The organism is Nocardioides jiangsuensis (assembly GCF_019679455.1).
Lineage (GTDB): Bacteria > Actinomycetota > Actinomycetes > Propionibacteriales > Nocardioidaceae > Nocardioides_C > Nocardioides_C jiangsuensis.
On record NZ_JAIEZQ010000001.1, the window covers coordinates 1,596,989 to 1,622,072 of the forward strand.

The window sequence follows — 25,084 nt, forward strand, 5'->3', positions numbered from 1 at the left end:
TGACCGTCCACCAGCTGTGAGGTTTTCGTTGAAGCGCTCGATCTATGACTCCGACCACGAGGCGTTCCGCGACTCCGTCCGGGAGTTCCTGGACCGTCAGGTCAAACCGCACCTCGAGGAGCACGTCGCGGAGAAGTCGATGCCGCGGGAGCTGTGGCTGGAGGCGGGGAAGCAGGGCTTCCTCGGCCTGGAGATCCCCGAGCAGTACGGCGGCTCGGAGGCGGGTGACTACCGGTTCAACGCCGTGCTCACCGAGGAGCTCGCCAAGGTCAACATGGCGCTGCCGTCCTGCGTCGGCATCCACGCCGACATCGTGGCGCCGTACCTGGTGCACCTGACCACCGAGGAGCAGAAGGAGCGGTGGCTGCCGCGCTTCTGCACCGGCGAGCTGCTCACCGCGATCGGGATGACCGAGCCCTCCGGCGGGTCCGACCTCGCGGCGCTGAAGACGACCGCGGTCCAGGACGGCGACGACTGGGTCCTCAACGGCTCGAAGACCTTCATCACCAACGGCTACTCCGCCGACCTGGTGCTCGTCGCGGCCCGGACCAGCCCGGAGAAGAAGGCCCGCGGCATCACGCTCTTCGCCGTCGAGGCCGGCATGCAGGGCTTCTCCCGCGGCCGCAAGCTCGACAAGGTCGGGCAGGACGAGTCCGACACCGCGGAGCTGTTCTTCGAGGACGTCCGGGTGCCCTCGGCGAACGTCGTCGGGGAGGTCGACAACGGCTTCATCCACATGATGCAGTGGCTGCCCCAGGAGCGCCTCGGCTCGGCGGTGACCAACCTCGCCCACGCCGCGCAGATCCTCGAGGAGACCATCGAGTACGCCCGCGAGCGGAAGGCGTTCGGGCAGTCGATCGGCGCCTTCCAGCACAACAAGTTCCTGCTCGCCGAGCTGGTCACCCGGGTCGAGGTGACCCAGGCGTTCGTGGACCAGGCGGTCATCGCGCACACCCAGGGGGAGCTCACCCCGATCGACGCCGCCAAGGCGAAGTGGTGGACCGCGCAGGTGCAGAACGAGGTCCTCGACCACTGCGTCCAGCTGTACGGCGGCTACGGCTTCATGAACGAGTACCGGGTGGCCCGCGCCTGGCGCGACGCCCGCGTGACCAAGATCTGGGCCGGCTCCAACGAGATCATGAAGGAGCTCATCGGCCGCGACCTCGGTTTCTGACCCACCACCCCCACACCCGGTCGCGACGCGGCCAGGAAGGCCGGCTCATGCCTGAAGCAGTCATCGTCTCCACCGCCCGCTCGCCGATCGGACGCGCGTTCAAGGGCTCCCTCAAGGACATGCGTCCCGACGACCTCGCCGTGCAGATGGTGCGGGCCGCGCTGGCCAAGGTGCCGGCGCTCGACCCCTCGGACATCGACGACCTGATGCTCGGCTGCGGGCAGCCCGGAGGTGAGTCGGGCTTCAACATGGGCCGGATCGTCGCCGTCCTCGCCGGCCTCGACCGAGTACCGGGCACGACGGTCAACCGCTACTGCTCCTCCTCGCTGCAGACCACCCGGATGGCGCTGCACGCGATCCGGGCCGGTGAGGGCGACGTGTTCGTCTCCGCCGGCGTGGAGACCGTCAGCCGCTTCACCAAGGGCAGCGCCGACAGCCTCCCCGACACCCGGAACCCGGCCTTCGACGAGGCCGTGCTGCGCACCGAGAAGCTCGCGGCCGGCGGGCAGACCTGGTCCGACCCCCGCGAGGACGGCGACCTCCCCGACGCCTACATCGCGATGGGGCAGACCGCCGAGAACGTCGCCCAGCTGATGAACGTGAGCCGCGAGGACCAGGACGCGTTCGGCGTCCGCAGCCAGAACCTCGCCGAGCAGGCGCTCGCCAACGGGTTCTGGGAGCGCGACATCACCCCGGTCACCCTGCCCGACGGCAGCGTGGTCAGCACCGATGACGGGCCCCGCGCCGGGGTCACGATGGAGGCCGTCTCGGCGCTCAAGCCGGTGTTCCGCCCCGATGGGACGGTGACGGCCGGCAACTGCTGCCCGCTCAACGACGGCGCCGCCGCGGTGGTGATCATGTCCGACACCAAGGCCGCGGAGCTCGGGCTCACCCCGCTGGCCCGGATCGTGTCCACCGGCGTCACCGCGCTCTCCCCTGAGATCATGGGCCTCGGACCGGTGGAGGCCTCGCGGCAGGCGCTCGCCCGGGCCGGGATGACCATCGGCGACATCGACCTCGTGGAGATCAACGAGGCCTTCGCGGCGCAGGTGGTCCCGTCCGCCCGTGAGCTCGGCATCGACGTCGACCGCCTCAACGTCAACGGCGGCGGGATCGCGGTCGGCCACCCCTTCGGCATGACCGGCGCCCGGATCACCTCCACGCTGGTCAACTCCCTGCAGTTCCACGACAAGCAGCTCGGTCTGGAGACCATGTGTGTCGGCGGCGGCCAGGGCATGGCGATGGTGCTGGAGCGTCTGTCGTGACCCGCCGGTTCGAGGGCAAGGTCGCCCTGGTCACCGGCGCGAGCCGGGGGATCGGCCTCGGCATCGCCGAGCGGCTCGTCGCCGAGGGAGCCAAGGTGTGCGTCACCGCGCGGAAGCAGGAGGCGCTCGACGAGGCCGTCGCGTCCCTCGGCGGCCCCGAGCACGCGATCGCGGTGGCCGGCAAGGGTGACGACGTCGAGCACCAGGTGGACGCGCTCAAGCGCACCGAGGAGGCCTTCGGCGCCGTCGACCTGCTGGTCAACAACGCCGGCATCAACCCCGTCTACGGGCCGATGGTCGACCTCGATCTCGACGCCGCCCGCAAGATCTTCGAGGTCAACTGCCTCGCCGCGCTGTCCTGGGTGCAGCAGGCCCACCGGGCCGGCATGGGCGAGCGGGGCGGCTCGGTGGTCAACGTCTCCTCCGTGGCCGGCCTCAGGCCCGCCCCGGGAATCGGCTTCTACGGCGCCAGCAAGGCGATGCTCGCGCACATCACCGCCGAGCTCGCCGTCGAGCTCGGCCCGGACATCCGGGTCAACGCGGTGGCCCCGGCCGTCGTCAAGACCCGCTTCGCGACCGCGCTGTACGAGGGCCGCGAGGAGGAGGTGGCCTCCGCCTACCCCCTCAAGCGGCTCGGCGTGCCGGAGGACATCGCCGGCGTGGTGGCCTTCCTCCTCTCCGACGACGCGGCCTGGCTCACCGGCCAGGTGCTCGTCGTCGACGGCGGGGTCACCCTGACCGGAGGTGTGTGAGGTGGACGTTCGCGGCCGGGGCGTCGTGGTCACCGGCGCCGGGCACGGCATCGGCCGGGCGATCGCACGCCGGATGGCGGCCGAGGGGGCGCAGGTCGTGGTCAACGACCTCGACGCCGAGGCGGTGACCGCGGTCGCCGAGGAGATCGGCGGCCACGCCGTCCCCGGTGACGCCGCCACCGAGGCGGGGGTCGCCGCGCTCGTCGAGGACGCGACCGAGCGGCTCGGGGCGGTCGACGTCTACTTCGCCAACGCCGGGATCGACCTCGGCGCCGGCCTCGACACCCCGGAGGCCGACTGGGCCCGGGCGCACGAGGTCAACGTGATGGCCCACGTCCGCGCGGCGCGCCTGCTGGTCCCGCGCTGGCTGGAGTCCGGCGGGGGCCGTTTCGTGGTCACCGCGTCGGCCGCCGGCCTGCTGACCATGCTCGGCAGCGCGCCGTACTCCGTCACCAAGCACGCCGCGGTCGCCTTCGCCGAGTGGCTGTCGGCCACCTACGGTCACCGCGGCGTGACGGTGCACGCCATCTGCCCGCAGGGCGTGCGCACCCGGATGCTCGAGGCGGCAGGACCGCTCAAGGACCTGCTCAGCCACGACACCGCGCTCGAGCCGGAGCAGGTCGCCGACGCCGTCTGGGAAGCCTTCCAGGACGACCGGTTCCTGGTCCTCCCGCACCCGGAGGTCCAGGGTTACTACGAGCACCGCGCCGCGCACACCGACCACTGGCTCGCCGGGATGCGCAAGCTCCAGCGACGCCTCGACACCCCGGCCGCCCACGGCGACGGCTGAGACTTAAGGACCCGGACCACCCGTACGACCGTCGACCCGACCGACGTACACCCGCCCAGCACGAGGAGAGCACGTGAACGACCAGACCACCCGCACCGCCATCGTCACCGGAGCAGCCCGCGGCATCGGCGCGGCCGTCGCCCGCCGGCTCAGCCAGGACGGGTTCGCCGTCGCGGTCCTCGACCTCGACGAGGCCGCCTGCGGCCCGGTGGTCTCCGAGATCGAGGCCGCCGGTGGCCGCGCGCTCGCCGTGGGCGTCGACGTCGCCGACGAGCAGGCCGTGCAGACCGCGGTGACCAGGGTCGCCGAGGAGCTCGGCGCGCCGACGGTGCTGGTCAACAACGCCGGCATCACCCGCGACAACCTGCTGTTCAAGATGACCACCGACGACTGGGACGCGGTGATGAACGTGCACCTGCGCGGCTCGTTCCTGATGAGCAAGGCCACCCAGAAGTACATGACCGAGGCCGGCTGGGGCCGCATCGTGAACCTGTCCAGCGTCTCGGCGCTCGGCAACCGCGGCCAGGCCAACTACGCCGCCGCGAAGGCGGGCCTGCAGGGCTTCACCAAGACCCTGGCGATCGAGCTCGGCAAGTTCGGCGTCACCGCCAACGCGATCGCGCCCGGGTTCATCGAGACCGAGATGACCGCCGACACCGCCCGCCGGGTCGGGGTGCCGTTCGAGGAGTTCAAGGCCGCGGCCGCCGCGCAGATCCCGGTCGCCAGGGTCGGCCAGCCCGAGGACATCGCCGCGACGGTGTCGTTCTTCGCCCGCGAGGACGCCTCCTTCGTCTCCGGGCAGGTCATCTACGTCGCAGGAGGTCCGCGCGCATGAGGACCTTCCACGGACTCGACGAGCTCGAGAAGGCGGTCGGCACCCACCTCGGGTACAGCGACTGGCAGACGATCACCCAGGAGCAGGTCAACCTGTTCGCCGACGCGACCGGTGACCACCAGTGGATCCATGTCGACCCCGAGAAGGCTGCCCAAGGGCCGTTCGGCACGACGATCGCGCACGGCTACCTGACCCTGTCGCTGGTCCCGTCCCTGGTCTGGCAGATCTACACCGTCGAGGGCCTCCGGATGGGCGTGAACTACGGCTCCAACAAGGTGCGGTTCCCCGCGCCGGTCCCGGTGGGCTCGCGGGTCCGCGGCGGCGCGGAGCTGCTCGAGCTCGTGCGCGGGCCGCAGGGCGCGCAGGCCACGGTGCGGGTCACCATCGAGCTCGAGGGCAGCGACAAGCCGGCCTGTGTCGCCGAGACCGTCTCGGTCCTGGTCGACTGATGCCCGAGCAGCGCACCGGCGCCGTCGACCCGCCCGGCCTGGACCTGACCCGGTTCGAGACGTTCTTCGAGTCCGTCCGGCCGGGTGCGGTGACCGCTCCGCTGCGTGCGGAGGTGATCGCCGGCGGCAAGTCCAACCTCACCTACGAGGTCACCGACGGCGAGCACCGGTGGATCGTGCGCCGGCCGCCGCTCGGTCACGTGCTGGCGACCGCGCACGACATGGGGCGCGAGTACCGGGTGATGACGGCGCTCCTGCCGACCGACGTCCCGGTGCCCGCGACGTACGCCCTGTGCGAGGACCCCGACGTGCTCGGCGCCCCGTTCTACGTGATGGAACGGGTGGAGGGGACGCCGTACCGGCTCGCCTCCCAGCTCGAGCCCCTCGGGGCCGAGCGCACCGCCACCATCTCGGCCCGGATGGTCGACACCCTCGCGGCGCTGCACCGCGTCGACCCGGGCGAGGTCGGGCTGGACGGTTTCGGGCGTCCGGAGGGCTTCCTGGCCCGCCAGGTACGGCGCTGGAAGAAGCAGCTCGACTCCTCGCGGAGCCGGGAGCTGCGCGGGGCCGACGAGCTCTTCGCGAGCCTCTCGGAGCGCCTGCCCGAGGAGTCCGCGCCCGGCATCGTGCACGGCGACTACCGGCTCGACAACCTGCTCGTCGACGACGGCGACCGGGTGGCCGCGGTGATCGACTGGGAGATGGCCACCCTCGGCGACCCGCTCACCGACGTGGCGCTCCTGCTGGTCTACCAACGCATGGCCTCCCTCGACTCCGGGAGCGCCGTCGCCGACGCGTCCCGGGCCCCCGGCTTCCTGCACGACGACGCGATGCTGGAGCGGTACGCCGCGGGCAGCGACCGGGACCTGTCCGACATCGGCTTCTACCTCGGCCTGGCCCACTTCAAGCTCGCGGTCATCCTCGAGGGCATCCACTACCGCTACACGCACGGGCAGACCGTGGGCGCCGGGTTCGACACCGTCGGCGCCATGGTCGAGCCGCTGATCGCCGCCGGAAACGCCTCGATGAAGGAGCACCGCTGATGGAGTTCGCCTACGACGCCACGACCGAGGAGCTGCGCGAGAGGCTGCTCGCCTTCATGGACGAGCGGGTCTACCCGGCCGAGCCCGTCTTCGCCGAGCAGATGCGCGAGCTGGAGAACCCGTGGGCCTGGACCCGGGTGCCGGTCCTCGCGGAGCTGCGTGCCGAGGCCCGGTCGCGGGGGCTGTGGAACCTCTTCCTCCCCGGCGACCACGGCGCCGGGCTCACCAACCTCCAGTACGCGCCGCTCGCCGAGATCACCGGCCGCAGCGGCCACATCGCCCCGGCCGCGCTGAACTGCGCCGCGCCCGACACGGGCAACATGGAGGTGCTCGCGATGTTCGGCACCGACGAGCAGAAGAAGCAGTGGCTCGAGCCGCTCCTCGACGGCCAGATCCGGTCCGCGTTCGCGATGACCGAGCCCGACGTCGCCTCCTCCGACGCCACGAACATCAGCACCCGTATCGAGCGCGACGGGGACGACTACGTCGTCAACGGGCGCAAGTGGTGGATCACCGGGGCGATGAACCCCGACGCGCAGATCCTGATCGTGATGGGCAAGACCGACCCGACCGCCGACCGGCACCGGCAGCAGAGCCAGATCCTGGTGCCCCGCGACACCCCGGGGCTGACCATCGAGCGCGGCATGGAGGTCTTCGGGTACGACGACCGCGACCACGGCGGCCACGCCGAGCTCGTGTTCCGCGACGTCCGGGTCCCGGCCACGAACCTGATCGGCGGCGAGGGCGACGGGTTCGCCATCGCGCAGGCGCGGCTCGGTCCCGGCCGGATCCACCACTGCATGCGCTCGATCGGGGTCGCCGAGCGCGCCATCGAGCTGATGTGCGCCCGGGCGTCGGAGCGGGTGGCCTTCGGCAAGCCGATCGCCGACCAGGGCGTCGTACGCGACTGGATCGCCGAGTCCCGGGTGCGCCTCGAGCAGCTGCGGCTGCTGGTGCTCAAGACCGCGTGGCTGATGGACACCGTCGGCAACAAGGGCGCGCACACCGAGATCCAGGCGATCAAGATCGCCACCCCGAAGACCGTCGAGTGGATCCTCGACAAGGCGATCCAGGTGCACGGTGCCGGCGGCCTGAGCCAGGACTTCCCGCTCGCGTCGTCGTTCGCCGGCATCCGCACGCTCCGCTTCGCCGACGGCCCGGACGAGGTGCACAAGAACGCGCTGGCCCGCAACGAGCTCAAGCGCCAGGCCGCGGCGAGGAACGCGTGAGCGAGTCCGCCGGCCAGCTCGCCGACCTGCGCGGCCGGGTCGAGGCACTGCTCGCCGCGCACGACCCCGCGACGAGCGATCGGCTCGACTTCCTGCGCGCCCGTTTCGACGCGGGGCTGGCGTGGGTGCACTTCCCCGAGGGGCTCGGCGGGCTCGGCCTGCCGCGCAGCCTCCAGGGGTACGTCGACGAGCTGCTCGCCCGCGCGGGCGCGCCGGACAACGACCCGCGACGGAACGGGATCGGCCTCGGCATGGCCGCCCCGACCATCCTCACCTTCGGCACCGACGAGCAGCGTCGGACCTTCCTCCGGCCGCTGTGGACGGGGGAGGAGGTGTGGTGCCAGCTGTTCAGCGAGCCGGGCGCCGGGTCCGACCTCGCCGCAGTCGGCACGCGCGCCGTCCCGGACCCCCACGACCCGGGGACGTGGGTGGTCAACGGGCAGAAGGTGTGGACCTCGAGCGCCCACAAGGCACGCTGGGCGATCCTCGTCGCCCGGACCGACCCGGGGGTGCCGAAGCATGCGGGGCTGACCTACTTCGTGTGCGACATGACCGACCCGGGCGTCGACGTGCGCCCGCTGCGCCAGATCACTGGCGAGGCCGAGTTCAACGAGGTCTTCCTCTCCGACGTCCGGATCCCCGACGCGCACCGGCTCGGCGCCGTGGGCGAGGGGTGGCGGGTCGCCAACGCCACCCTGATGAACGAGCGGGTCGCGATCGGCGGCCACGCCGCGCCCCGCGAGAGCGGGATGGCCGGCGTGGTCGCGCGCACCTGGCGTGAACGCCCCGAGCTGCGCACCCCCGAGCTGCACGACCGGCTGCTGTCGCTGTGGGTCGAGGCCGAGGTCGCGCGGCTGACCGGCCAGCGGCTGCGGCAGAAGCTCGCGGTGGGTGAACCCGGGCCGGAGGGCTCGGCGATGAAGCTGACCTTCGCCCGGCTGGCCCAGGAGCTGAGCGGGCTCGAGCTCGAGCTGCTCGGCGAGGAGGGGCTGCGGTACGACGAGTGGACGATGACCCGGCCCGACATCGTGGAGTTCACCGGCCGCGACGCCGGCTACCGGTACCTGCGCGCCAAGGGCAACTCGATCGAGGGAGGCACCTCGGAGATCCTGCGCAACATCGTCGCCGAGCGGGTACTCGGGCTGCCCTCCGAGCCTCGGGTCGACAAGGACATCCCCTGGAAGGACCTCCCGCGATGACGACTCCTCCGACGAGTGCTGTCCCGACCCCGGCCGCTGCTTCGGCTGCCGCTTCGGCTGCCGGCGACCCCGCGGGTGTGGATGCCGCCGCGGCACCTTCCGGCGGCGGGCTCGACCTGCTCTACACCGACGTCGAGGACGCGCTGCGCGCCAGCGTGCGCGACCTGCTCACCGCGCGCTGCACCCCAGACGCGGTGGTCGCGGCCTACGACGGCGACCGCTCGCTCACGGCGACGCTGTGGAAGGCCCTCGCGGTCGACCTCGGCCTGGCCGGACTGCTGGTCCCCGAGGAGCGCGGGGGTGCGGGCGCGTCCGCGCGCGAGGCCGCGGTCGTGCTCGAGGAGCTCGGCCGCTTCGCCGCACCGGTGCCGTTCCTCACCAGCGCCGTGGTCGCGACGACCGCGTTGCTCGCCTCGATGGACGACGACCTGCTGGTCCGCCTCGCGGCCGGCGAGCGGACGGCCGCGCTGGTCGTCCCGCTCTCCGCGGACGCGGCCGGGTTCCGGCCGGTCGTACGCGTGCAGGAGGACGGCACCCTGCACGGACGGGTCACCAGCGTGGCGGGCGCCGTCGAAGCGGACGTGCTCGTGGTGCCCGTCGCCACCGGCGGCGGGGTCGCGCTCCACGCGGTCGAGGCGTCGGCCGCCCGGGTCGACCACGTGGTGTCGCTCGACATGACGCGGCCGCTCGCCGACGTCACGCTCGACGGGGTCCGCGGCGAGCTGGTCGTCGGTGCCGACGCCGGCGCCGACGCCGTACGCCTGGCGCTGGAGACCGGGGCCGCGCTGATGGCGTCGGAGCAGCTCGGGGTCGCGCAGTGGTGCCTGTCCGCCACGGTCGGCTACCTGCTCGAGCGCCGGCAGTTCGGTCGTGTGGTCGGCGGGTTCCAGGCGATCAAGCACCGGCTCGCGGACCTGTACGTCGTGGTGGAGTCCGCGTCCGCCGCGGCACGCCACGCCGCCGTGACGGCAGCCGAGCAGGACCCGGACCGCACCGTCGCCGCCTCGGTCGCGCAGGCCTACTGCTCGGGTGCGGCGGTACGTGCGGCGGAGGAGTGCGTCCAGCTGCACGGCGGGATCGGGATGACCTGGGAGCACCCGGCGCACCTGTACCTCAAGCGCGCGAAGGCGGACCAGATCACCTTCGGCACCCCGGGCCGGCACCGGGCTCTGCTCGGTGAGCTGGTGGACCTCCCCGCCTGACCCGCCGCTACCTCGCTGCGCCCGGGCCAGGCCAGAACCGAGCGCAGAGCTGCGCGGCAACAGTGCTCCTCCACTTCGCTGAGGCCCGGCAATGATGCGACGCCGCGCGGGGCAGCCGTGATGAAGACGGCGCTGGGTACCGGCGGCGCCGAGTCTGACCAGATCCGAACCACGGATGCGGTCGAGGCCGGCCAGAAAGCGTCCACAGACGGTGCGGTGAGGAAAGGCTCCCCAGCTCGAAAGGGCGTTCGGACAGGGGAGCGGGCGCGCTCCTAGCGTGGGGACGTGGACATCACCGAGGACGCACCCGCCACCGGGCAGGCACACGCCGTCGCCCGATGCGCGGACGCGCTCCTCGGAGCACTCGACGGCGTGGCGACGTCGCCTGCCTGGTCGATGACTGCTGCGGAGCAGAGGGAAGCGCTGGTCGCGCTGACCACCGCCCAGGCGCGGCTCACCGAGCTCCGGTTGCGGGTGCTCGCGGCGGCGGAGAAGAACGACGTCGGCGCCGGCACGGCCGCCTCCTCCGCGGCGGCGTGGCTGGCCCACAGAACGAAGGAGACCAGGGTCCGGACGGGCTCCGACCTACGGCTCGCGGAGCACCTCGACACGTCCTTCGAGACGACGCGAGCTGCCCTCGCCCGAGGGCGGCTGAACGAGGAGCAGGCTCGGGTGATCGTCCGGGCAGTGCTCGACCTGCCCGACCGAGTCCCGGCGCATGACCGGGGGCGCGCCGAGGCCCACCTCGTCGCCCAGGCCGAGCATTTCGACGCCAAGGCGCTGCGGATCCTGGGCCGCCGGCTGTTCGAGGTGATCGACCCGGACGCGGCCGACGAGCAGGAGGGCAAGAAGCTCGAGGACGAGGAGCGGGAGGCCCGCCGCACCGCCCGGTTCTCCCTGCGGGACAACGGCGACGGCAGCTGCACCGGCAGCTTCAAGCTCCCGTCGCTGCACGCCCAGATGCTGCAGAAGGCGCTGCACGCACTGACCTCGCCGCGCAGGATCGGTCCCGAAGGCCGGGTCGACGCCGAGGGGCAGAAGATCCCGCACGCGACCCTGCTCGGGCACGGGTTCATGGAGCTGATCGAGCACCTGCCGACCGACACACTTCCTCGCTGCGGCGGACTGTCCGCCACCATCGTGGTCACGATCGACTACGCCGACCTCGTCTCCGGGCTCGGGGCGGCCGGTCTCGACACGGGCGGTCGCATCTCGGCCGCCGAGGCCCGCCGCCTCGCCTGCGACGCGGGCATCATCCCGCTGGTGCTCGGCGGTGACTCGATGCCGCTCGACGTCGGCCGCGAGCGGCGCTTCCACACGCGGTACCAGCGACTCGCTCTTGCCCAGCGCGACGGCGGCTGCTCCGCCGAGGGCTGCGACCGCCCGCCGGGGTGGACCGAGGCGCACCACGAGACGCCGTGGGCAGGCGGCGGCGCCACGAACGTCGCGCAGGGGCGTCTCCTGTGCTCATGGCACCACCACGTCGCCCACGACCGCGGGTACACCGCCCAGCGACAACCCGACGGTCGGCTCCGCATCCACCGACGGACGTAGGTCGGCTCCGCTTCCATCGACGGACGTAGGCCCTGGACACGGCGCAGCCACGCTGCAAGCACGTGCTCAGGTCGAGGCTTCCCCCGGAGGACGTAGGCCACCGCCGATGATCAGGCGACGGAGCGGTAGACGTCCTCCAGGCCGCGGACCAGCGCGTCCAGGCCGAGCTCGAAGCTGTCGTGGTCGATGCGCTCGGCGTCCGCCCGGAGCCGGTGGGCCTGGGTGAGGTTGGGGTAGCGGTCCAGGTACACCTGCACGTCGTCGGCGAAGCCGCTCGCGAACGGCGTCGAGGCGGCGCCGATCACCAGGTACTTCACCGAACCCGCGATCATCGTGGCGTAGCGGGGCGGCCAGCCGGCCTGAACGAGGCCGCCGTGCACCGCGTTCGCCATCGCCAGGAAGTCGTCGCGCTGCCCTGCCCCGGACGCGACCAGCGGTACCGCGTTCGGGTGCGAGGCGAGCGCGTCGCGGTAGGAGCGCGCCCACGTCCGCAGCCCGGTCCGCCAGTCGCCGTCGGCGAACCCGGAGGCGTCGACCTGCCGGGTGAGCAGGTTCGCGACCGCGTCGAGCACGTGGTCCTTGGTGGGGTAGTGGCTGTACAGCGAGGCCGCCTGCACCCCCAGCTCGGCAGCGAGCCGCCGCATGGACAGCGTGTCGAGCCCGTCGGCGTCGATGAGCCGCAACGCCGTGTCGCGGATCCGGTCACGGCTGAGCAGCGGCGTACTGGGGCGCGGCATCGCATCTCACCTCTTGTGAAAACTAACGGCGTAAGGTTAGCGTGGACACCAACCTAACACCGTTCGGTAAGTTCCGGCGTCCAGGTGGAGCCGCGCCGGCCGGACGGCGCACCAAGACCCCACACAAGCTCGGAGGAAGCCACATGGACCTGGCCCTGACGGAGGACCAGCGCAACTTCCAGGCGCTCGCGCGCGAGTTCCTCGACAAGGAGGTCGTGCCGCACCGGGCCGCCTGGGACCGCGCCGAGTCCGTCGACACCGCGATCATCCCCGCGCTCGGCGAGATCGGCTTCTTCGGGCTGACCATCCCCGAGGAGTACGGCGGCCTCGGTGGCGACTACCTCACCTACTGCCTCGGCATGGAGGAGCTCGGGCGCGCCGACTCGTCCGTGCGGGGGATCGTCTCGGTCTCGATGGGTCTGGTCGGCAAGTCGGTCCTGGCGCACGGCACCGAGGAGCAGAAGCAGCGGTGGCTGCCCGGCATCGCCGCCGGCACCCTGCTCGGCTGCTTCGGCCTCACCGAGCCCGACACCGGGTCGGACGCCGGCAACCTCCGCACCCGCGCCACGCGGGACGGTGACGACTACGTGCTCAACGGCGCCAAGATCTTCATCACCAACGGCACCTGGGCCGACGTCTGCCTGGTGTTCGCGCGGACTGGCGAGGCGGGACCCAAGGGCGTCTCGGCCTTCCTGGTCCCCACCGACACCCCCGGCTTCGGCCGCACCGAGATCAAGGGCAAGCTCGGCCTGCGCGGCCAGGCCACCGCCGAGATCGCCCTCGACGACGTGCGCGTGCCGGCGAGCGCGATGCTCGGCGCCGAGGGGGAGGGGTTCACGGTCGCGATGCAGTCGCTCGACAAGGGCCGCGTCTCGGTCGCCGCGGGCTGCGTCGGGATCATCCAGGGCTGCCTCGAGGCGGTCGTCTCCTACAGCACCGAGCGCACCCAGTTCGGCCGCCCGCTGGCCTCGTTCCAGATGGTCCAGGACATGGTCGCCGACATCTCCGTCGACGCCGACGCGGCGCGGCTGCTCACCTGGCGCGCCGCGGACCTGATCGAGCGGGGCGAGCCGTACGGAGTCGCCGCCTCCAAGGCGAAGCTGTTCGCCTCCGAGGCCGCCGTCCGCGCCGCGAACCTCGCCATCCAGGTGTACGGCGGCTACGGGTACGTCGACGATTACCCGGTGCAGAAGTACATGCGCGACGCCCGCGTGATGACGCTCTACGAAGGCACCAGCCAGATCCAGAAGCTCCTCATCGGGCGCGCCGAGACCGGCGTCAACGCCTTCCTCTGACCGCTGCGTTCCCCTCCTCGAAAGGCAGTCCCCCTATGGCTCGCAAGACCCCCCAGTCCCCGCTTGGCCTGTTCGGTACCGATGCGTTGGTCGGGGAGGAGGAGCTGGCGATCCGGGACACGGTGGCCCGGTTCGTGGAGCAGCGGGTCCGGCCGGAGGTGGCGGGCTGGTACGAGGCGGCGGCGTTGCCGGTGCGGGACCTGGCCAGGGAGCTCGGGTCGTTGGGGGTGCTGGGCATGCACCTGGACGGCTACGGCTGCGCGGGCACCTCGGCGACCGCGTACGGGTTGGCGTGCATGGAGCTGGAGGCCGGCGACTCCGGGCTGCGGTCGCTGGTCAGCGTGCAGGGGTCGCTGGCGATGTATGCGATCTACCGGCACGGCAGCGAGGAGCAGAAGCAGGCGTGGCTGCCGGCGATGGCCGCCGGTGAGGCGATCGGCTGCTTCGGGCTGACCGAGCCCGACTTCGGGTCCAACCCGGCCGGGATGCGCACCCGCGCCCGCCGGGACCCGGGCGGGGACTGGGTGCTGTCGGGGTCGAAGATGTGGATCACCAACGGGTCGGTCGCCGACGTCGCGGTGGTCTGGGCCCAGACCGACCCCGACGACGACACCGGCGACGGCACCGGCGACGGCAACGGCACCGGCGACGGGCGGGGTGGGCCGGTGGTCCGCGGGTTCGTGGTGCCCACCGACACCCCCGGGTTCTCCGCCCCGGAGATCACCCGGAAGATGTCGCTGCGCGCCAGCGTCACCTCCGAGCTGGTCCTGGACGGGGTGCGGCTGCCCGCGGACGCGGTGCTGCCCGGGGCCAGGGGGTTGTCCGGGCCGCTGTCGTGCCTGAACGAGGCCCGGTACGGGATCGTGTTCGGTGCCCTGGGCGCGGCCCGGGACTGCCTGGAGACCACGATCGCCTACGCCGGCGAGCGCGAGATCTTCGACAAGCCGCTCGCCGCCTACCAGCTGACCCAGGCCAAGCTGGCCGACCTGACCCTCGAGCTCGGGAAGGGGATGCTGCTCGCGCTGCACCTCGGCGCTTTGAAGGACGCCGGGCGGCTGCGCCCCGAGCAGGTGTCGCTGGGCAAGCTGAACAACGTCCGGGAGGCGATCGCGATCGCCCGGGAGTGCCGCACCATCCTCGGCGCGGCCGGGATCACCCTGGAGTACCCGCTGATGCGGCACGCCAACAACCTGGAGTCCGTGCTCACCTACGAGGGCACCTCCGAGGTCCACCAGCTCGTCATCGGCCAGGCCCTCACCGGCCACGGAGCCTTCCGGTAACCGTCGCGACAGATCGAGAGGAACCCCATGCCCGTCGACCCGCACCTCGCCGGACTGCTCCAGATGATGGAGACCGCGGCGGCGCCCCCGATGTCCGAGGGGACGCCGGCCGAGGCCCGCGCCGCCTTCCGCAAGCTCTCCGTCGACGCCCGCCAGGCGCACCAGGTGGTGCCGGTGGCGAGCGTCGAGGAGGTCGCCGTCCCGGGTCCCCCCGGCGACCTCGCCGCCCGGGTCTACCGCCCCGAGGAGAGCGGGCCGGTGCCCACCGTGGTCCTCTTCCACGGCGGCGGCTGGGTGGTCGGCGACCTGGACACCCACGACAACGCCGCGCGCAGCATCTGCCGCGACGCCCGGGCGGTCGTGGTCTCGGTTGACTACCGGCTCGCCCCCGAGGCGCCGTTCCCCGCGGCCGTGGACGACGCGGTCGCCGCCACGGCGTGGGTCGCGGAGCACCTCGCCGACCTCGGCGGGGACGACCGGCTCGCGGTGGCCGGCGACAGTGCGGGCGGCAACCTCGCCGCGGTCGTCGCGCAGCACGCCCGGGACACGGGCGGTCCCGCGATCGCCGCCCAGCTGCTGGTCTACCCCGCGGTCGACGTCCTCGGGGAGTTCCCCTCCCGCGCCGAGAACGGCACCGGCTACTTCCTCGACCTGCCCACGATGGCCTGGTTCATGGGCCACTACGCCGGCGGGCACGACCGCCTCGACGACCCGCGGCTGTCCCCGCTGCGCGCCCAGGACCTCGGCGGGCTCCCGCCCGCGGTCGTGGTCACCGCGGAGTTCGACCCGCTGCGCGACGAGGGCGAGGCGTACGCCGAGCGGCTGCGTGCGTCGGGGGTGCGGGTCGACGTACGGCGGTTCGACGGGATGATCCACGGGTTCTTCGACATGGGGCTGTTCTCCCCGGGTGCCCAGAAGGCGGTCGACGAGACCTGCGAACGGTTCGCGGAGCTGCTGGGGGGTTGAGGAGGGTCAGCCGTCGGCGTCGGCGGCGCGACGGGCACCCACCGCGACCAGGCCCAGCGCCAGCAGCAGCCGGTCGCGCGCGTCGGCCAGGCTGCGTCCGGTCAGCGCCTCGATCTGCTTGAGCCGGTAGATCACCGTGTTCCGGTGGCAGAACAACGCCTCCGCGGCATGCGTGGGGGAGCCGTTGTGGTCGACCAGCGCGCCCAGCGTCTCCAGCAGCACCTCGGCCTGCTGCGGGGGCAGCGCCAGGACCGGGCCGACCGTGACCGAGAGCAGCACCGAGGTGACCTCCGGGCTGCCGCTGAGCAGCACCTCGGGCAGCCGCTCGGTCACCGACACCAGCTGCTGGGCGCCGCGGGGGACGGTCTCGGCGGCTCGCGCGGCCAGCTGGTAGGCCGTCGCGAACCCGGCGACCCCCTCCGCGGACGGGGCGACGCCGACCCGGCCCGCCACGCACGGCTCGAGCAGGGTCACCGTCTGCCGGACGCCGTGCTCCCCGGTGGCGACCAGCCCGAAGTAGGTGCCTCCGCGCACGTGCCAGTGCGAGACCACCCCGGCCCGTTCCAGCCGGTCCTCGGGCGCCCGCAGCGGCTCGTCGAGCGAGCCGTCGAACGGCGCCACGACGCAGACCACCGGCTCGTCCACGCCGACCCCGAGGATGTCCCGCGCCTCGCTGGCGAAGCCGGGATCGGCGCCCCGCCCCTCCACCAGGCCGTCGAGGAAGCTCTGCTGGCGCTGCAGGTCGCGACGCTGGAGCCGTGCGCTCTCGCGCCGGTAGGACTCGACCAGGGTGGCGTTCTGCACGTCGAGCGCGTTCCACACCCGCTGGCCGGCCATCAGCAGCACGTGGTCGTCGACGTGCAGCCGGTCGGCGCGGCTCTGCTCGAGCAGCGCCTCCCACAGCACCCGGGTGCCGAGGCTGTAGGCGTTGAGCACCAACTCCATCGGGACGCCCTGCCGCGCACGCCGCCGCCCGGTGTCGCGCCAGACGTGGACCGCGCGCTCCTCGGGGTCGGCGATGCCGGCCATGGTCCGGATCCCGCGGCGGACGTGCTCGCGGGTGTTGGAGCGGACGTCGGCGCGCAGCTCGGGGCCGGCCTTGTCGTACCACTCCCGGTCCTTCTCCAGCAGGGTCAGCGCGATGTCGTCCGCGATCGCGTCCGCACTGCCGAGCAGGGACGCCCAGGCGTTCCTGATCTGCTCCTCCAGCTCCTCGTCCACGACCGGCCGGGAGCCGCCGGCGGGCCTGGCCCCGGTCGAGGCGCGAGAGGGTTCCATGGGGACAGGTTCGCACCGAGTGCACAGTTCGACCAGCCTCCGACCACTATTTGGGGCGTTTCGCACGACCCTTCCTGTGCGCTGCGTCCATATCGCTTTCTGTGCGCAGAGACCAAAGTGGTGCCGGTCACAACCACCGGATCCCGGGAGATCGTGTGAGCGAGCAGGCCGTCACAGCCACGCAGCAGGACACCACGAGCGCCTTCGCCATGACCGGGGTCGACGTGGCGTTCGGTGGCATCAAGGCTCTCACCGGGGTCTCCCTCGACGTCGCGCCGCGGCAGGTGCTCGGGGTGATCGGTCCGAACGGCGCGGGCAAGACCACGCTGTTCAACGTCGCCTGCGGCTTCGTGCAGCCCGACGCCGGCACGCTGCACTGGCAGGGCCGCGAGCTCACCGGGCTCCGGCCCCACCAGCTCGCCGGCCTCGGCATCGGCCGCACCCTCCAGGGTCTCGGGCTCTTCGACCGGATGAGCGTCCTCGAGAACGTCATGGTCGGCGCCGACCGGCACGCCCGGTCCGGCTTCCTCTCCGCGCTGCTCGCCCTGCCGCGCAGCGGCACGGAGGAGCGGGCCCTGCGCGAGCGGGCGCTGGCCGTCCTCTCCGAGCTCGGCATCGCCGACCACGCCGCGCGGCTCCCCACGAGCCTGCCCTACCCGGTCCGCAAGCGCGTCGCCCTCGCCCGTGCCCTGGTCAGCGAGCCCGACCTGCTGCTGCTCGACGAGCCGGCCAGCGGGCTCTCCAACGATGAGATGGACGAGCTCGGCGCGCTCATCCGCGGGCTCGCCGGTCGGATGTCGGTGATGCTCGTCGAGCACCATATGGACCTGGTGATGAGCGTCTGCGACGACATCGTCGTCCTCGACTTCGGCCGGGTGATCGCCCGTGGCGGTCCGGAGGAGGTCCGGCGGGACCCCGCCGTGCTCGCCGCCTACCTCGGCGACGAGGTCGGCCACCACGAGGACGCCCCCGCGGACGGACCTGCGGACGGACCGGCCGCCACCGCCGGGCACCCCGGACACAACGACCCGGTCGGAGGCTGAGCCATGCTGCAGGTGCAGGACCTGACCACCTCCTACGGGCCGGTGAAGGCACTCGACGGGGTGTCCTTCGAGGCCCCGCGCGGCAAGATCACCGCCGTGCTCGGCGCCAACGGCGCGGGGAAGACCACGCTGCTGCGCACCGTCTCGGGGCTGATCCGCCCCGCCCGCGGCGCGGCGTACCTCGAGGGCGCGGACCTGACCCGCACCCCCGCCGAGGCCATGCCCGGTCTCGGGCTCTCGCACGTCCCCGAAGGCCGCGGGGTGATCACCGAGCTCACCGTCGAGGAGAACCTCCGTCTCGGCGGGCTGGCCCGGGCCGACCGCTCCCGGCCCGCCGACCTCGAGCGGGTCTACACGCTGTTCCCGGTGCTCAGCGACCGGCGCCGCGCCCTCGCGCACGTGCTCTCCGGCGGCGAGCGGCAGATGCTCGTCATCGGCCGGGCGCTGATGGCGACCCCGAAGGTGCTGCTCCTCGACGAGCCGTCCCTCGGGCTCGCGCCCCGGATCGTGGCCCAGATCTTCGACCTGCTGCGCGGCCTCGTGGAGTCCGACGGGCTGACCGTCGTCCTCGTCGAGCAGAACGCCCGCAGCGCCCTGTCCATCGCCGACTTCGGCGTGGTGCTCAACCTCGGCCGGCTCATCGTCCACGACGACGCGGCCACGCTCGCCGCCGACGAGAAGCTCCGCCACGCCTACCTCGGATTCTGACCGCACCGCGACCACGGGAGACCTCGTGCAGCAGTTCCTCACCACCGCGTTGACCGGGCTGACCCTCGGCATGGTCTACGCCGCCTTCGCGCTGGCGCTCGTGCTGATCTGGCGCTCGACGCGGATCGTCAACTTCGCCCAGGCGCCGATGGCGATGATCACGACCTACGTCGCGCTCGTCGTCATCGACGCCGGCTACTCCTACTGGATCGGGTTCGCGGTCGCGCTGGTCGCCGGCCTCGTGCTCGGCGCGGTGGTCGAGCGGGTCGTGGTCCGACCGGTCGAGGGCAAGTCCGAGATCAACGCGGTGATCCTCACGCTCGGCCTCTTCATCGTCATCCACGCGCTGGCGGCGGTGATCTTCGGGTCGCGCTACCGGTCCTTCCCGGCGCCGTTCGGCCTGCGCGGCTTCCAGGTCGGCGACCTGAACCTCGCGATCACCGGCTTCGGGATCTTCACGATCGTGGCGGTGCTGGTCGTGATGGCGCTGCTCGTCGCGCTGTTCCGCCTCACCGACCTGGGGCTGATGATGCGGGCCTCGGCCTTCAACGCCGAGGTCGCCCGGCTGCTCGGGGTGAAGGTCGGCCGGATGCTCACGCTGGGCTGGGCGCTCGCCGCGCTCGTCGGCTCGCTCGCCGGGCTGCTCATCGCCGGCGGCAGCCTGGTGCACCCGTCGTACATGGACTCCGTCGTGGTCTACGGCTTCGTCGCCGCGGTGCTCGGCGGGCTCGACAGCCCCGCGGGCGCGGTGGTCGGCGGGCTGCTGCTCGGGGTGTCGCTGAGCTTCGTCAGCGGGTACGTCGGCTCCGAGCTCGTCGCGCTGGCGGCCCTGGTGATCCTCATGCTGGTGCTCCTGCTCAGACCCGGTGGCCTGTTCTCCCACGCGGCCGAGCGGAGGGTCTGACATGCCAGCGCTGCCCGCACGCCTGAGCAGGGTCTCCGAGTCGACCCTGCTGCGCCACCTCGTCCTCGCGCTCGCCGGGATGGTGGTCATCGTCCTGGTGCTCGAGAGCACCAGCGCCTTCCGCAACGGCCAGCTCACCGCGATGGCCTACCTCGGCATCGCCGCCGGCGGGCTCACCGTGCTCACCGGCCTCAACGGCCAGCTCTCGCTCGGCCACGGCGCCTTCATGGCGATCGGGGCGTACACCACCGCGCTGTTCCTCCAGGACACCGAGCCGGCGCTGCCCGTCGTCGGTGTGCTCGTGGTCGCGACCCTCGTGACGCTGCTGGTCGGCGCGGTCGTGGGTGTGGCCGCCGCCCGGCTGCACGGGCCCTACCTCGCCGGTGCCACGCTGGCCCTCGCGGTCGCGGTCCCCGGGATCGCCGTGTACTTCACCGACACCCTCGGCGGCGAGCAGGGGCTCAACGTGCTGCTGCCCGAGATCCCCGACTGGTTCGCCGACGCGGTCTTCTTCCTCACCGCAAACGACATGACGACCACCCGGTACGTCGCCTACATCGGCTGGATCGCGCTGGTCCTCACCTTCGTGCTGCTCGCGAACCTGTCGCGCAGCCGGGTCGGCCGGACCTGGCGGGCGGTCCGCGACGACGAGGTCGCCGCCGAGATCGCCGGGATCAACCTGGCGCGCGCCCGGGTCCTCGCCTTCGTCGTGAGCACCGCCTGTGCGGGGCTGGCCGGCGGTGTGATGGCGCTGGCCGTGCGGATCACGGCGCCGAGCGGCTTCATGCTCACGCTCTCGCTGACCCTGCTCACCGCGGTGGTGCTCGGCGGCCTCGGCAGCCTGCTCGGCGCGCTGATCGGCGCGGCCCTGCTCACGTTCCTTCCCCAGGTGGCCACCGGCTTCGGGGCCGACCTGGGGCTCAGCGACGTGCAGTCCGCCGAGCTCGCGCCGCTGGCCTACGGCCTCGTGATGATGCTCGTGATCCTGCTCGCCCCGGCCGGGATCGTGGGCAGCGTGCGGGGGTGGTGGGCCAGGCGGGGGACGTCGGCATGACAGGTCGGGCAGGGCGGCTCCGTCGTACGACGGGCCGGCACCACGGGATCGCACACAACAGGAGGCAGGACACCATGAGGAGATGGACCAGGAAGCTGACGCTGGTCACCGGCGTCGTCACGGCCGGAGCGCTGGTCGCCGCGTGCGGCGCGGGCAGCAGCCGCGAGGCCAGCGGCGGGGAGGCCGGAGGCGCCTCCGACGTCGGGATCACCGAGGACACCGTCACGATCGGCGCCCACTTCCCGCTGACCGGTGTCGCCGCGCCCGGCTACAGCGAGATCCCCACGGGCATGAAGGCCTACTTCGACTACGTCAACGCGCAGGGCGGGGTCGACGGCCGCAAGATCGAGTTCGTCGTCCGCGACGACGGCTACAACCCGACCAACACCAGCCAGGTCACCAACGAGCTGGTCCTCAAGGACGAGATCTTCGCGATGGTGGGCGGCCTGGGCACCCCCACGCACGCCGGGGTCGTGGACTTCCTGAACTCCGAGAAGGTGCCGGACCTGTTCGTCTCCTCCGGGTCCATCCAGTGGGGTGACGAGCCCGACGTGAAGCCCTACACGTTCGGCTGGCAGCCCGACTACGAGAGCGAGGGCAAGATCATCGGCCAGTACGTCGCCGAGAACATGCCCGACGCCAAGGTCGGGCTGTTCCTCCAGGACGACGACCTCGGCCGGGACAGCGAGAAGGGCGTGCGGCAGTTCATCGACGACCAGATCGTCGCGGTCGAGCGCTACACCTCCGGCAACACCGACGTCGCGCCGCAGATCGCGGGCCTGCAGGCCAAGGGCGCCGACCTCGTGCTCAGCTTCAACACCCCGTCGTACACCGCGCTCAGCCAGCTGGTCGCGATGAAGCTGAACTACCAGCCGCAGTGGTTCTACGCGAACATCGGCTCCGACCCGACCCTGGTCGGCTCGCTGCTGTCGAAGTTCTCCGAGGGCGCCGTGGACGGTGCGAGCCCGCTCGACGGCGTGCTCACCACCGAGTACATCGCGGGCGTCGACTCCACCGAGGACCCGTGGGTCAAGCTGTGGCAGAAGGTCTGGGACGAGCACGGCGAGAACGGCGAGCTCACCAACTACCGGATCTACGGCATGGCGAAGGCCTACGCGTTCGTCCAGGCGCTGATGGCCGCCGGCCCGGACCCGACGCGCGACGGCATCGTCGAGGCGGTCGAGCAGTGGGACCCGGCGACCCCCGGCCCCGAGCTCGCACCGTTCCGGTTCACCGCGGACAGCCACATGGGCATCGCCGGCATGCAGGTCGTCGAGCTCAAGGGCGGCGCCGGCGAGCCGCTGACGCCGGTGCTGACCACCGACATCGGCGACGCCCCGATCGAGGAGGACACCTCCGGACAGGCGGACGACGCGCCGCCGGCCAGCGGTATCCCCGAGGTCGAGCCGGTCGGCTGACCGAGCCGCACCCGCGGGTGGGCCGCGCCGGACCGGCGCGGCCCACCCAACGGACAACCCGACGGACAACCCGGCCCACCCGGCAGACAGCCCGGCACGCCCCCACGCCCAGAACTCCCGCAACCGCCCACACCGACCCCGCACCCACGTCCGGTGGAGGACCTCGATGACCACCCTTTCGCTCGCCACCGTGCTGGCCGAGTCCGCACGCCGTACCCCGGAGAAGGTGGCCCTCGTCGAGGGCGACCTCCGGCTGACCTACGTCGACCTGTGGCGCGACGCCCGCGCGTACGCCGCCGCCCTGCACGCCCGCGGGGTCCGGCCCGGCTCCCGCGTCGCGCTCCTCGCGCCGAACGTCGCCGACTTCGTCCGCGCCTACTACGGCATCCTCGCCGCGGGTGGCGTGGTGGTCCCGGTGCCGACCCTGCTCAACGCCGACGAGGCGTCGCACATCCTCGGCCACTCCGGCGCCGAGGTGCTGCTCCACGAGGCGAGCTTCGGCGCGGTCGCCGGCCCGGCGGCCGAGCGCACCGGCATCCCCGCGTGGGACGTCGCCGGGTTCGCCGACGGGGTGGAGCCGCTGCCACGCCTGGTCCCCCGCGAGGCCGAGGACCCGGCGGTGATCTTCTACACCAGCGGTACGACGGGCCGCCCCAAGGGCGCGGTGCTGACCCACCTGAACCTGGTGCTCAACGCCACCGCGAACGCCTTCGACGCGAACCCGTTCCTGCGCGACGACGTGGTGATGGGCTGCCTGCCCCTGTTCCACACCTTCGGCCAGACGGTCTCGATGAACTCCACCTTCCGGGTCGGCGCGACGCTGGTGCTCCAGCCGCGGTTCGACGCCGCGCGGGCGATCGAGACCATGCGCGCGGAGGGCGCCACGCTGTTCTTCGGGGTGCCCACGATGTACGTGCAGCTGCTCGAGGCGGCCGCCGGCGCGGATGAGCTGCCCCGGCTCCGCGACTGCGTCTCGGGCGGGGCGTCGCTCCCGGTCGCGGTGCTCGAGCGGTTCGAGGAGGTCTACGGCACCACCGTGTTCGAGGGCTACGGGCTCTCGGAGACCTCGCCGACCGCGTCCGTGAACCAGCCGTGGTTCGGCACCCGGGCCGGCACCGTCGGCCACCCGATCTGGGGGGTGGAGGTGGAGATCGCCGACGAGACCGTCGAGGACCGGGTCGACCTGCTCCCCGACGGGCAGCTCGGCGAGATCGTGATCCGCGGCCACAACGTCTTCGCGGGCTACCTCGACGACCCCGAGGCCACCCGGCAGGCGGTCGTGGACGGCTGGTTCCGCACCGGCGACATCGGACGCAAGGACGCGGAGGGCTTCATCTCCATCGTCGACCGCAAGAAGGACCTGATCATCCGCGGCGGCTTCAACGTCTACCCGCGCGAGGTCGAGGAGGTGCTCGCCCGGCACCCTGCCGTCGCCCAGGTCGCGGTCATCGGCGTACCCGACCCCGAGCGCGGCGAGGAGGTGTGCGCGGTCGTCGTACCCACCGCCCCCGACGCCGTCGACGGGCAGGACCTCCTCGCCTGGGCCCGCGAGCAGCTCGGCCGGCACAAGTACCCGCGCCTGGTCGAGGTCGTCGACGAGCTGCCGCTGGGCCCCAGCCACAAAGTCCTCAAACGCGAGCTGCGAGCGCAGTACGCCGGGATCGCCACCAGAGAGAAGGCACAGTCATGGACCTGACCCTGTCCGAGGAGGAGCGCGAGATCCGGGAGTGGGTGCGCACCTTCGTCCGCCGGGAGATCATGCCGCTCGAGCCCGAGGTGCTCGCGCGCGAGCGGCGGAACGAGCGCGGGCTGAGGGCCGAGGAGCTCAAAGCCCTGCAGGACAAGGCGAAGGAGTCCGGCTTCTTCGGGGTGCACACCCCCGAGGAGTACGGCGGGATGGGGCTCGGCGCGGTGATGAACGCGCTCGTCGAGGTCGAGCTCGGCCGCTCCTTCGTGCAGTTCAAGTTCGGCGGCGACGCGGACAACATCCTCTACTCCGCCAACGACGCCCAGAAGGAGCGCTACCTGCTGCCCACCATCGCGGGGGAGCGCAAGAGCTGCTTCGCGATCACCGAGCCCGGCGCCGGGTCGGACGCGCGGGCGATCCGCACCACCGCCCGCCGCGACGGCGACGAGTGGGTGATCAGTGGCGAGAAGACCTTCATCACCGGAGGCGACGAGGCCGACTTCACCATGGTCTTCGCGGTCACCGACCCCGACCTGCACCGCGAGGGCCGCACCGACGAGTCGGTCACCTGTTTCCTGGTCGACCGGGACATGGGCTGGAAGTCGGAGTACATCGACACCATGGGGGAGTGGGGGCCGGCGTCGCTGGTCTTCGACGACGTCCGCGTACCGCACGAGAACATCCTCGGCGAGGAGGGCAAGGGGTTCGCGCTGGCGATGCAGTGGATCGGCAAGGGCCGCTACCTGCTGCCGGCCCGTGCCCTCGGCGCCTGCGAGCGGCTGGTCGAGATGGGCATGGAGCACGCCCGCAACCGGGTCACCTTCGGCCAGCCGATCGCGGAGCGTCAGGCGATCCAGTGGATGGTGGCCGACTCCGCCACGGAGATCGAGGCGCTGCGCTGGCTCGTGCTGGCGGCCGCGTGGCAGGTCGACGCGGGGCTCGACTCACGGCAGTCCCAGTCGATGGCCAAGCTGTACGGCGGGGTGAAGGCCAACGAGATCGTGGACCGGGTTCTGCAGATGCACGGCGGCATGGGCTACACCCGCGAGCTCCCCGTCGAGCGGTGGTACCGCGAGCTGCGGCTGCTGCGCATCTACGAGGGGACCGACGAGATCCAGCGCCGTACCCTCGCCCGGAACCTGCTCCGCGGGCACGCCTCCGTCCGGGGCCACCTGGGCTGAGTTTCTGCAGGATCGTGCAGTGCACGTTCATGAGGGGCCGT

23 protein-coding genes are annotated in these 25,084 nt (G+C 72.3%); 21 read left to right on the top strand and 2 right to left on the bottom strand.

The annotated features are described in order from the left end of the window. Window positions 1-28: 28 nt before the first annotated feature. From K1X13_RS07520 to K1X13_RS07570, 11 genes are all read left to right on the top strand, one after another. Window positions 29-1,174, top strand: coding sequence for an acyl-CoA dehydrogenase family protein (locus K1X13_RS07520; RefSeq protein ID WP_221024313.1), 1,146 nt, complete (start codon window positions 29-31; stop codon window positions 1,172-1,174). 47 nt (window positions 1,175-1,221) lie between these two features. Continuing rightward, window positions 1,222-2,439, top strand: a complete 1,218-nt coding sequence (locus tag K1X13_RS07525) for an acetyl-CoA C-acetyltransferase (RefSeq protein WP_221024314.1) — start codon at window positions 1,222-1,224, stop codon at window positions 2,437-2,439. Continuing rightward, window positions 2,436-3,191 (top strand): SDR family oxidoreductase, encoded by a 756-nt coding sequence (locus K1X13_RS07530; protein ID WP_221024315.1) that lies wholly within the window; start codon window positions 2,436-2,438, stop codon window positions 3,189-3,191. The genes K1X13_RS07525 and K1X13_RS07530 overlap by 4 nt, the downstream gene beginning before the upstream one ends. 1 nt (window position 3,192) lies before the next feature. Next, window positions 3,193-3,981 (top strand): SDR family oxidoreductase, encoded by a 789-nt coding sequence (locus K1X13_RS07535; RefSeq protein WP_221024316.1) that lies wholly within the window; start codon window positions 3,193-3,195, stop codon window positions 3,979-3,981. A 73-nt stretch (window positions 3,982-4,054) separates the two neighbouring features. Then, the gene (fabG, locus tag K1X13_RS07540) at window positions 4,055-4,816 is read left to right on the top strand and encodes a 3-oxoacyl-ACP reductase FabG (RefSeq protein WP_221024317.1); all 762 of its coding nucleotides are present in this window, start codon (window positions 4,055-4,057) and stop codon (window positions 4,814-4,816) included. Next, complete coding sequence (locus K1X13_RS07545) at window positions 4,813-5,265, top strand: MaoC family dehydratase (RefSeq protein ID WP_221024318.1); 453 nt, start codon at window positions 4,813-4,815, stop codon at window positions 5,263-5,265. The genes fabG and K1X13_RS07545 overlap by 4 nt, the downstream gene beginning before the upstream one ends. Beyond that, window positions 5,265-6,308, top strand: coding sequence for a phosphotransferase family protein (locus K1X13_RS07550; protein WP_221024319.1), 1,044 nt, complete (start codon window positions 5,265-5,267; stop codon window positions 6,306-6,308). Before K1X13_RS07545 ends, K1X13_RS07550 begins: the two co-directional genes overlap by 1 nt. Next, complete coding sequence (locus K1X13_RS07555) at window positions 6,308-7,537, top strand: acyl-CoA dehydrogenase family protein (RefSeq protein ID WP_221024320.1); 1,230 nt, start codon at window positions 6,308-6,310, stop codon at window positions 7,535-7,537. Before K1X13_RS07550 ends, K1X13_RS07555 begins: the two co-directional genes overlap by 1 nt. After that, entirely contained in the window at window positions 7,534-8,736 is a 1,203-nt protein-coding gene (locus K1X13_RS07560) for an acyl-CoA dehydrogenase family protein (protein ID WP_221024321.1), read from the top strand. Before K1X13_RS07555 ends, K1X13_RS07560 begins: the two co-directional genes overlap by 4 nt. Window positions 8,737-8,813: 77 nt before the next feature. Continuing rightward, a complete protein-coding gene (locus K1X13_RS07565; RefSeq protein WP_308249449.1) occupies window positions 8,814-9,938 on the top strand; it encodes an acyl-CoA dehydrogenase family protein in 1,125 nt (374 codons plus the stop codon). A gap of 285 nt (window positions 9,939-10,223) precedes the next feature. Beyond that, the gene (locus K1X13_RS07570) at window positions 10,224-11,492 is read left to right on the top strand and encodes an HNH endonuclease signature motif containing protein (protein WP_221024323.1); all 1,269 of its coding nucleotides are present in this window, start codon (window positions 10,224-10,226) and stop codon (window positions 11,490-11,492) included. Between the two features lie 110 nt (window positions 11,493-11,602). Here the strand turns inward: K1X13_RS07570 and K1X13_RS07575 are convergent, their stop codons facing one another. Continuing rightward, on the bottom strand, window positions 11,603-12,229 hold the full coding sequence (locus tag K1X13_RS07575; RefSeq protein WP_221024324.1) for a TetR/AcrR family transcriptional regulator: 627 nt from the start codon (window positions 12,227-12,229) through the stop codon (window positions 11,603-11,605). A gap of 143 nt (window positions 12,230-12,372) precedes the next feature. On the opposite strand from K1X13_RS07575, the gene K1X13_RS07580 reads away from it, so the two are divergent. The 3 genes from K1X13_RS07580 to lipP1 are packed head-to-tail and all read left to right on the top strand — an operon-like array spanning window position 12,373 to window position 15,770. Next, window positions 12,373-13,524, top strand: a complete 1,152-nt coding sequence (locus K1X13_RS07580; RefSeq protein WP_221024325.1) for an acyl-CoA dehydrogenase family protein — start codon at window positions 12,373-12,375, stop codon at window positions 13,522-13,524. A 35-nt stretch (window positions 13,525-13,559) separates the two neighbouring features. Continuing rightward, window positions 13,560-14,804 carry an acyl-CoA dehydrogenase family protein gene (locus K1X13_RS07585; RefSeq protein ID WP_221024326.1) on the top strand — a complete coding sequence of 415 codons (1,245 nt, stop codon included), beginning with the start codon at window positions 13,560-13,562 and terminating at the stop codon, window positions 14,802-14,804. 27 nt (window positions 14,805-14,831) lie between these two features. Beyond that, a complete protein-coding gene (gene lipP1 / locus K1X13_RS07590) occupies window positions 14,832-15,770 on the top strand; it encodes a LipP1 family hormone-sensitive lipase (protein ID WP_221024327.1) in 939 nt (312 codons plus the stop codon). Window positions 15,771-15,776: 6 nt separating this feature from the next. On the opposite strand, the gene K1X13_RS07595 is transcribed toward lipP1, so the two are convergent. Beyond that, window positions 15,777-17,048: a PucR family transcriptional regulator gene (locus K1X13_RS07595; RefSeq protein ID WP_221024328.1), complete on the bottom strand. Its 1,272-nt coding sequence runs from the start codon at window positions 17,046-17,048 to the stop codon at window positions 15,777-15,779. Between the two features lie 155 nt (window positions 17,049-17,203). Between K1X13_RS07595 and K1X13_RS07600 the strand changes: the two genes are divergently transcribed. From K1X13_RS07600 to K1X13_RS07630, 7 genes are all read left to right on the top strand, one after another. Further along, window positions 17,204-18,091, top strand: a complete 888-nt coding sequence (locus K1X13_RS07600) for an ABC transporter ATP-binding protein (protein ID WP_308249450.1) — start codon at window positions 17,204-17,206, stop codon at window positions 18,089-18,091. A gap of 3 nt (window positions 18,092-18,094) precedes the next feature. Next, the gene (locus tag K1X13_RS07605) at window positions 18,095-18,799 is read left to right on the top strand and encodes an ABC transporter ATP-binding protein (protein WP_221024329.1); all 705 of its coding nucleotides are present in this window, start codon (window positions 18,095-18,097) and stop codon (window positions 18,797-18,799) included. 25 nt (window positions 18,800-18,824) lie between these two features. Beyond that, window positions 18,825-19,703, top strand: coding sequence for a branched-chain amino acid ABC transporter permease (locus tag K1X13_RS07610; protein WP_221024330.1), 879 nt, complete (start codon window positions 18,825-18,827; stop codon window positions 19,701-19,703). A 1-nt stretch (window position 19,704) separates the two neighbouring features. After that, complete coding sequence (locus K1X13_RS07615; RefSeq protein ID WP_221024331.1) at window positions 19,705-20,757, top strand: branched-chain amino acid ABC transporter permease; 1,053 nt, start codon at window positions 19,705-19,707, stop codon at window positions 20,755-20,757. Window positions 20,758-20,831: 74 nt separating this feature from the next. Beyond that, window positions 20,832-22,175 carry an ABC transporter substrate-binding protein gene (locus K1X13_RS07620; RefSeq protein ID WP_221024332.1) on the top strand — a complete coding sequence of 448 codons (1,344 nt, stop codon included), beginning with the start codon at window positions 20,832-20,834 and terminating at the stop codon, window positions 22,173-22,175. A gap of 166 nt (window positions 22,176-22,341) precedes the next feature. Further along, window positions 22,342-23,871: a long-chain-fatty-acid--CoA ligase gene (locus K1X13_RS07625; RefSeq protein ID WP_221024333.1), complete on the top strand. Its 1,530-nt coding sequence runs from the start codon at window positions 22,342-22,344 to the stop codon at window positions 23,869-23,871. Further along, window positions 23,862-25,043 carry an acyl-CoA dehydrogenase family protein gene (locus K1X13_RS07630; RefSeq protein WP_221024334.1) on the top strand — a complete coding sequence of 394 codons (1,182 nt, stop codon included), beginning with the start codon at window positions 23,862-23,864 and terminating at the stop codon, window positions 25,041-25,043. Before K1X13_RS07625 ends, K1X13_RS07630 begins: the two co-directional genes overlap by 10 nt. The last annotated feature ends 41 nt before the right edge of the window (window positions 25,044-25,084 follow it).